The organism is Pseudomonas sp. Z18(2022) (assembly GCF_036346535.1).
In the GTDB taxonomy this organism is placed as follows: Bacteria; Pseudomonadota; Gammaproteobacteria; order Pseudomonadales; family Pseudomonadaceae; genus Aquipseudomonas; species Aquipseudomonas yamanorum_A.
The window spans coordinates 1-1,208 of sequence record NZ_JAOTOA010000064.1 but is presented as its reverse complement, the minus strand read 5'-3'; the positions used below and the strand labels follow the sequence as shown (position 1 = coordinate 1,208).

General features: G+C 56.8%; 1 protein-coding gene and 1 pseudogene. Both read right to left on the bottom strand.

Annotated features, from left to right (window positions below; translation table 11 throughout):
• A pseudogene (locus tag V3W39_RS33595) lies at positions 1–581 on the bottom strand (hypothetical protein); the annotation flags it as partial.
• Between the two features lie 28 nt (positions 582–609).
• Positions 610–1,208 (bottom strand): DUF2345 domain-containing protein (locus V3W39_RS33590; RefSeq protein ID WP_330214187.1); only part of this gene is annotated, 599 nt, incomplete at its 5' end.

Sequence of the window (1,208 nt, the reverse complement as noted above, 5' to 3'; positions counted from 1 at the left end):
CGCCGAGTGGCGCCCTCCGGCCAGAAGGCTGGTCGGACAATCGTTGAATCCGCCTGGTAAACCGCCCAATCCTGCAAATGCATGTACAGGCTGTAGAAAATCAGGATTGGGGGCGTGTCCGTGCTGCCTTGGATTTTCGGCGGCTGAAGACGATGGCGGACCAGCACGAAATTGCGTGAAAACGGTTTGGCCACGCACTGTTCGCTGTTGATAAAGGTGGTAGTCGGCGAGTGTGCTTCGAAGCGGTAGGCCACCACTTCGCCGTCCGCCAGGCAGTGCACGCTGGATTGATCCAGCACCCCAGCGGTACCACCGTCGAAATGCACCCCGCCGTGAAACTGACCATTGCGGCCCAATGGGTAGTAGCCAGCTTCGGCCTTTGCCAACTGAGTTAACTGCAAGAGCGGGTGGTTTTTGTCCTTGAACGGGTGGCTCCAGTTCTTCACCGGTTGCAGCGGGTCGACAATGGGCTCGGGTGGTGCAGGTACAGCAACTGGGCGGGCGTTTATGGGCGAACGCTGGCGCAAAGCAGGTCGCGGGGATCTGAATGGATCGAAAAGGCGTATGAGCATGTTGAGCATATATTTCATTCCTAACTTCGCAATGGGGTCAACCGGAGAAATTCTCGCGGTTCAAGGATTCGGTTTTATGCTCCACCAACGGAGGAAACTGTGGCAGCAGCCCCCCTTGCTGTCCGGCGACCGGCACATAGTCGAAATTCGGCGATTTGATGACGTAACTGTCTTTCGTCCCCGACTCGATACTGCTCGTGTCCAGGGTGATGTACGTGCCATCAACGTTGAGGGTGATTTTCTTCTTGGCCGTAATGCGGATTTCATCCTCGGTGCTGGTGATATCCAGACCATGCCGAGCCATCAGTTCCAACCTGTCGTTTTGCGCCTGGATGCTGATCGCTCCCTGATTCGCAATCAGCTTGATCCCCAACTTGCGCACAAACAGACTTACCCCCTGCCCCACGCCAATGAACAAGCGTTTCACCACACTGATATCCGCCTCGGCCCCGGCGTTGATCATCAGGTTATTTTGCGCGGCCAATTGCAGGTGTTTACCGCTGGTGGCGCAGATGCCGTCGGGAGCGCTGAGCAGTAATACTGATGACTGGAGTTGCTCAAGGCCTTGCTTGAGCAGATTGATTTGCGCCTGCACATCCGCAGGGTCGGCGTTGGCGGCCTGAGCATCCACCGACG